Source organism: Brevundimonas sp. GW456-12-10-14-LB3 (genome assembly GCF_059424365.1).
The window spans coordinates 46,066-52,557 of record NZ_JBWKZJ010000020.1 but is presented as its reverse complement, the minus strand read 5'-3'; the positions used below and the strand labels follow the sequence as shown (position 1 = coordinate 52,557).

5 protein-coding genes are annotated in these 6,492 nt (G+C 69.2%); 3 read left to right on the top strand and 2 right to left on the bottom strand.

Going from position 1 to position 6,492, the window contains the following annotated elements; genetic code table 11:
- The coding region (locus tag AC07XS_RS09905; RefSeq protein WP_182714253.1) for a cytochrome ubiquinol oxidase subunit I at positions 1 to 1,553 on the bottom strand (1,553 nt) is incomplete at its 3' end.
- A 198-nt stretch (positions 1,554 to 1,751) separates the two neighbouring features.
- Here AC07XS_RS09905 and cydD point away from each other — a divergent pair.
- Together cydD and AC07XS_RS09895 are read left to right on the top strand one after the other, a co-directional pair.
- Positions 1,752 to 3,368, top strand: coding sequence for a thiol reductant ABC exporter subunit CydD (cydD, locus tag AC07XS_RS09900; RefSeq protein ID WP_182714254.1), 1,617 nt, complete (start codon positions 1,752 to 1,754; stop codon positions 3,366 to 3,368).
- The gene (locus tag AC07XS_RS09895; RefSeq protein ID WP_182714255.1) at positions 3,368 to 5,020 is read left to right on the top strand and encodes an amino acid ABC transporter ATP-binding/permease protein; all 1,653 of its coding nucleotides are present in this window, start codon (positions 3,368 to 3,370) and stop codon (positions 5,018 to 5,020) included. The genes cydD and AC07XS_RS09895 overlap by 1 nt, the downstream gene beginning before the upstream one ends.
- A 131-nt stretch (positions 5,021 to 5,151) precedes the next feature.
- Here AC07XS_RS09895 and AC07XS_RS09890 read toward each other — a convergent pair whose 3' ends face one another.
- Positions 5,152 to 5,889, bottom strand: a complete 738-nt coding sequence (locus AC07XS_RS09890) for a cyclic nucleotide-binding domain-containing protein (RefSeq protein WP_224762314.1) — start codon at positions 5,887 to 5,889, stop codon at positions 5,152 to 5,154.
- 91 nt (positions 5,890 to 5,980) lie between these two features.
- Here AC07XS_RS09890 and AC07XS_RS09885 point away from each other — a divergent pair, with 91 nt between their 5' ends.
- On the top strand, positions 5,981 to 6,391 hold the full coding sequence (locus AC07XS_RS09885) for a hypothetical protein (RefSeq protein ID WP_054766303.1): 411 nt from the start codon (positions 5,981 to 5,983) through the stop codon (positions 6,389 to 6,391).
- Positions 6,392 to 6,492 lie beyond the last annotated feature (101 nt).

Below are 6,492 nucleotides of genomic sequence, written 5' to 3'. Positions count from 1 at the left end.
GTCGCGGGCGCCTCGGGGGCGGGGGCGCTGAAGGTTTCCTGCTCGTGGAAGGGCCCCTTCTTGATGGCGTAGAGGATCAGCCTGACCTCGACGACGGCCAGGGCGCCGTACAGGGCGGTGAAGCCGATGATGGTGCCCCACAGCTGGGGCACGGTCAGGGACGAGGCGCCCAGGAAGGTCGGCAGCACGCCTTCCACCGCCCACGGCTGACGCCCGAACTCGGCCAGGATCCAGCCGAACTCGATCGCGACCCACGGCAGCGGGATCATCAGCACGGCCAGGCGCAGGAACCAGCGGGTGTCATGCTTGCGCACGGTGCACAGGAAGAAGGCCGTGGCGAAGAACAGGATCATGAACATCCCGATGCCGGCCATGATGCGGAAGCTCCAGAACAGGGCCGGCACGTTCGGCACCGTCTCCCAGGCCGTCTGTTTGATCAGCTCGGGCGAAGCCATGCGCGGATCGGCGACGTGGCGCTTCAGCAGCAGGCCGTAGCCCAGGTCGCGGCGATGGGTCTCGAACACGCCGCGGGCGACGGGATCGGCCGGATTGGCCTTGACCTTCTCCAGGGCGTCATAGGCGATGACGCCGGATTCGATGCGGTCCTCAGCGGTGGCGACCAGTTCGAAGATGCCCTCGACCGGCTTGTCGATGGTGCGGGTGGCGATCAGACCCATGATCCACGGCACGTGGACGCCGTAATGGGTCTCGCGATCCTTCATGCTGGGGATGCCGATCAGGGTCAGGCCGGCGGGCGCGGGCTCGGTGTGCCACATGGCCTCCAGCGCGGCCAACTTCATCTTCTGGTTGTCGGTCAGGGCGTAGCCGGACTGGTCGCCCAGGACGACGACGGACAGAGAGGCCGCCAGGCCGAAGGCCGAGGCCACGGTCATCGACCGCTTCGCGAAGCCGACATGCTTGCCGCGCAGCAGATAGAAGGCCGAGACGCCCAGCACGAACACCGAGGCGCAGACATAGCCGGCGCTGACGGTGTGGACGAACTTGGCCTGGGCCACCGGGTTGAAGATCACGGCCATGAAGTCCGTCACCTCCATCCGCATCGAGTCCGGATTGAAGGCGGCGCCGACCGGGTTCTGCATCCAGCCGTTGGCGATCAGGATCCACACGGCCGACAGGTTCGTACCCAGCGCCACCATGAAGGTGACCAGCAGGTGGGCCGACGGCTTCAGCTTGTCCCAGCCGAAGAACATCAGACCGACGAAGGTGGCCTCCAGGAAGAAGGCCATCAAGCCCTCAATGGCCAGAGGCGCCCCGAAGATGTCGCCGACATAGTGGCTGTAATAGCTCCAGTTCATGCCGAACTGAAACTCCATGGTGATACCGGTGGCGACGCCCAGCACGAAGTTGATGCCGAACAGCGTGCCCCAGAAGCGCGTGATCGTCCGCCAGATCGGCCGACGGGTCATCACATAGATGGACTCCATGATGACCAGCATGAACGACAGCCCCAGGGTCAGGGGCACGAACAGGAAATGGTAAAGGGCTGTCAGCGCGAACTGCAGCCTGGATAGGTCGACGACCGCGAGGTCGATCATGGCTCTAGGCTCCTTGTAGCCGGCCCCGACGACCGACGTTCGTCCCGCCCTAGAACCAAGGCGGGGCGGTCGCCTTGATTTCGATCAAAGCCCCCTTGCCCTCGGGATCGTAGTGGACTGATCGTCCTTGGACATTTCGCCCAACGACGGTTTGTCCAATGGCTTTCGGCCCTGTCCCGAGGCTGGAGTGTTCGAATGACCTCTGCGCCGATTTCGGCCTCCTCTCCCGCCGCCCCTCCCGCCGTCTGGCTGAAACGGTCCGCCGCGCCCTGGCGGCGTCTGACCGCCCTGGCGGGTCTTCTGGCGGTGGCGGACGTGGTTCCGGCGGTCGGTTTCGCCGGCGGTCTGGCCATGACGGTGGCCGCCTTCGGCGCCTCGCCCCTGGCCGCCCTGCCCTGGCTGCTGCTGGCGGTCGTCAGCCTGATCGCCCGCGGCCTGATCGGTCAGGCGACGGTGGTGGTGGGCGCGCGCCTGGGTCGGTCGGTCAAGACCAGCGTGCGCGACCGGCTGCTGGTCGACCTTTTCGGCCGGGGCGCCCGGTCCGGCGACCGTTTGACCGCCGTGGTCGAAGGGGTCGGCGCGCTGGACGGCTATATGTCCCGCTTCATCCCCCTGAAAATGGCCGCCGGCCTTTCGCCCCTGTTGATCATCGCCGTCGCCGCCGTCGCCAGCCCCTTTTCCGCCGGCATACTCCTGTTCACCCTCCTGCCCTTCGTCTTCGGCATGATCCTGGCCGGAACCGCCGCCGCCGGTGAAAGCCGCCGTCAATTCCAGGCGCTGGAACGGCTGTCGGGCCTGTTCGTCGATCGGGTGCGCGCCCTGCCCGCAGTCCTGGCCTTTGACGCCCGCGCCCGCACCACCGTCGAAATCGCCCGCGCCTCCGATGAACTGGAGCGGCGCACCAATCGGGTCATGCGGATCGCCTTCCTATCCTCCGGGGTGCTGGAGTTCTTCTCGGCCCTGTCGGTGGCGCTGATCGCCGTCTATTGCGGCTTCAACCTGTTGAAGCTCCTGCCCTTCCCCGCGCCCGAGCAGCTGGACCTGCCGCGCGCCTTCTTCGTGCTGGCCCTGGCGCCCGAGGTGTATCAGCCCCTGCGTCGCCTTGCCGCCGCCTATCATGACCGCCAGGCGGCCGAGGCCGCCGTCCCCGCCCTGATCACGCCCGAGCCCGTCGCGCGCGACCGACATATCCTGCCGGAAGACGCCCCGGCGATCCGCTTTTCCAGCGTCTCTATCGCTTACGGAGACGCCGCCCCGGTGATTTCCGATTTCGACCTGGAGGTCCGCCCCGGCCAGATCGTCGCCCTGGTCGGCGCCAGCGGCTCGGGCAAGTCCAGCCTGCTGCACCTGTTCCTGGGCCTGTCGCCCCTGACCGCCGGAGAGGTCGAGGTGGGCGGCGCGCACCTCAGTCAGGCGGGCGACTTCGCCGGTCAGATCGCCTGGGCCAGCCAGAACCCCGTCGTCGTGCCGGGCAGTCTGGGCGACAACATCCGCATCGCCGATCCGTCCGCCTGCCCCGGCCGGATCCTGGTCGCCGCCGGAGAGGCGGGCCTGTTCGGCGATCTGGACCGGCCCATCGACGAACGCGGCGGCGGCCTTTCGGGCGGCGAACGGCGCCGCCTGGGCCTGGCCCGCGCCATTCTGAAGCGCGCCCCCATCCTGCTGCTGGACGAGCCCACGGCCAATCTGGACCCGGCTGCGGAAGAGGCCATGCTGGATCTGATCCGCCAGGCGACGCGCGGTCGCACGACCTTGATCGCCACCCATTCCGCCGCCGTCGCGGCCATGGCCGACCGCGTGGTGCGCCTGTGATGAACCGTCCCTCGGCCTCCCGCATCGGCGCCCTGATCGCCGCCCAGCGTCGCGCCCAGCGGCTGCGTCTCCGTATCGCCGCTGCGACCGGCGCGATCGTCGCCGTGGCGGCGACCTGTCTTCTGGGGCTGTCGGGCTGGTTCATCACCAGCGCCGCCCTCGCCGGGGTCGCCGGATCGGCGGCGGTCCAGGCCTTCAACTATATGGTGCCCAGCGCCACCATCCGTCTGCTGGCGATCCTGCGGACCGGCGCCCGCTATATCGAGCGGGTCTCCGGCCATGAGGCGGCGCTGAAGGCCCTGGCGCGGCTGCGTCCGCAACTGTTCGATGCCCTGGCTTCGGCGCCGCCAAGCCGCGCCCTGGCTCTCGCTTCGGGGGAAGCCTCGGCGCGGCTGGTCCAGGATGTGGACGCGGTTCAGACCCTGTTCGTGCGGCTGTCGGCGCCTTGGGCCCTGGGAGCCGGCGCCGCGTCCGCCGCCCTCCTCGCCGGCCTGGCCAGTCCATGGGCGGGCGCGCTCCTGCTGGCCTCAATGGCCCTCTGCGCAGCCGGCGCCCTTCTGATCGCGCGACGTCTGGCCGCCCCCGCCGGGCAGGCGGTTCAGATCGCCGTTGGCCGACTGAAAGACCGGCTGGCCGCCCTGGAGGCCGTATCGCCCGAATTGAAAGCCTATGGGCTGGACCGTTGGGCGGCGACCCAAGCGGCCGAGGCCGCCGCCGATCTGGACCGAGCCCAAGCGGCCCTGACCCAGGCCGGAGGCTGGATGGCCGCCTGGCAGGCGGTCGTCACGGGGGCGGCGGTCGCGGCGGTGGTCCCCGCCACCCTGGGTGCATCCCTGCCTCTGACCGCCCTGGCCGCCCTGGCGGCGGTGATGGGCGTCGAGTCGGTCGCCGGCCTGGTCGGCGCCCTGCAACAGAACGGCGCCGCCGAGGAAGCCGCTCGCCGCCTGGAGGCCCTGCCCTCGGCTCTTCACCCGAATCGGGCGCCGGTTTCGGTCGCCCCGACCCTGGTGCTCCAGGCCGACGGCGCGGCCCTTCATCCGCCGGCGCGCCTGGGCCTGATCGGCCCCTCCGGTGCGGGCAAGACCACGCTGATCGAACGCCTGATCGGCCTGCGGGACGCCCAGCCGGGCGAAGCTCGCCTGGGCGACATCGACGTCGCCGACCTGACCCCCGAGGACCGACGGCCGCTGTTCGCCTATGCCGCCCAGGACGTGCGGCTGATCGACGGCACCGTCCGCGAGAACCTGCTGCTGGCCGGCCCGGCCGACGACGACGCCCTGTGGCGCGCCCTGGACGACGCGGCCCTGGCCGAACGTCTGCGCGCCGACCCGGCGGGTCTGGACGCCCGCATCGGCCCCAACGGCGAACGGCTGTCCGGGGGCGAACGGCGTCGGCTGGGTCTGGCGCGCGCCTATCTGCGGCCCGCCGCCTGGCTGGTGTTGGACGAACCGACCGAGGGGCTGGACCCGGCGACCGAGGCCCAGGTGCTGAAGGCCCTGGATCGACGGCTGAAACAGGCCGGTCAGGGCCTGATCCTGGTCAGCCACCGCTCCGCCCCAACTCAGTTGTGCGACCGGACGATCCGGGTCGAGGGCGTGGGGGAAGACGGGCGGGTCGGCCTGGCGCCCGCCCGTCGGCTCACGCCCGCCTAGAGCATAATCGTTTCGGACGGAACCGCTTCGCGGTTCCGACAGAAGCGTGAATCATGCTCTCGTTTTAATCTGGAGCCTGATTCACGGCTTCAGCGGAAGCGCGAAGCGATTCCACTTCAACCGATCAGGCTCTAAGCCTCGCCCTCGGCGATGTCGCGCAGCCGCTCGGGTTCTTCGATCCGCAGTTCGCTGAGCGACAGCAGACGGATCACCCCTGTGGTCTTGAACTTGGTCAGGACCCGGCTCACCGTCTCTATGGTCAGGCCCAGATAGTCGGCGATCTCGGATCGGGTCATCGGCAGCCGCACCTGATCCTCGGCCTGCGGCCGCAAGGGATCGCGGCTGGGCAGCTCCAGCAGGAAGGAGGCGATTCGTTCCTGCGCCGTCTTGCGGCCCAGGAGCAGCATCTGGTTCTGGGCGGCGGCCAGTTCGTGGGTCGCCCGATCCAGCAGAGCCTCTTCCAGCCGGGGCCGCTCACGCACCAGAGCGCGGTATTCGCTCTTGCGGAACCGGCACAGGGTCGAATCCTCGATCGCCTCGCCTGAAAAGGCGTAGTCCTCGCCGGTCGCCAGGCCCACGAAGTCGCCGGCGAACAGGAAGCCCGTGATCTGGCGCCGCCCGTCGGGCAACAGCTTGTAGATCCGCACCGATCCCGAGGTGATGTTGAACAGATGGACGGCCGGATCGCCCTCGCGGATCAGGGCCTCGCCCGCCTTCAGCGACACCCTTTCGGCGATGGCGTCCAGGCCGGCCAGGTCCGCCGGATCCAGGCTGCTGCAGACGCTGAAGGCGCGCGCGCCGCAGCCGACGCAGACCGATTCCTGTCGGCGCTGTGCGCAGTCGGTCGGCAGGGCGCGAAGTTCCAGCATGATGGCGCGATTATGCTCTTGTCCGCCTAAGACGCAATTCTTTTGACGCGGATCAAGGCGGTCCTTTCGTCTAAGCCCTAGACGTCCGACAATGAGCGCACTCCAATACCGACGCCTGAGCGGCGACGAGGCCGACCAGGCCTATGTCATCGCGCGCATGGCTGATTCGACCCTGACGATGGACGCCTGGCGCGCCCGCGTCGCGGCGGCGCCTGCGGCCGGCGGAGTGATGGCGGCCGTGGCGGGAGGGGTCGTGCGCGCGGTCCTGGCCTATACGATAGCCACCACGACGGAGGGCGAGCGTCAATTCATCGTCGACGCCCTGGTCGCCTTCGATCTCTTGAGGCCCGAGCGGCTCGTCCAGGGCCTGATCGACGCCGCATGCGACCTGGCCCGGCAGAACTGCAAGGCCATAGGCCTGTCGGCGGGCCTGGACGCGCCAGGACGCGACGCCGTGATACGCCATATCGCCGAAGGCGCCGTGCTGCATCGGGTCATCTGATCCGGCGGCGCGGACAGGCTGCTGGTGCGGGCGGCCGGGATCGAACCGGCAAGGGCTTTCGCCCGGCAGATTTTAAGTCACACACGCCAGCATCAAACAGC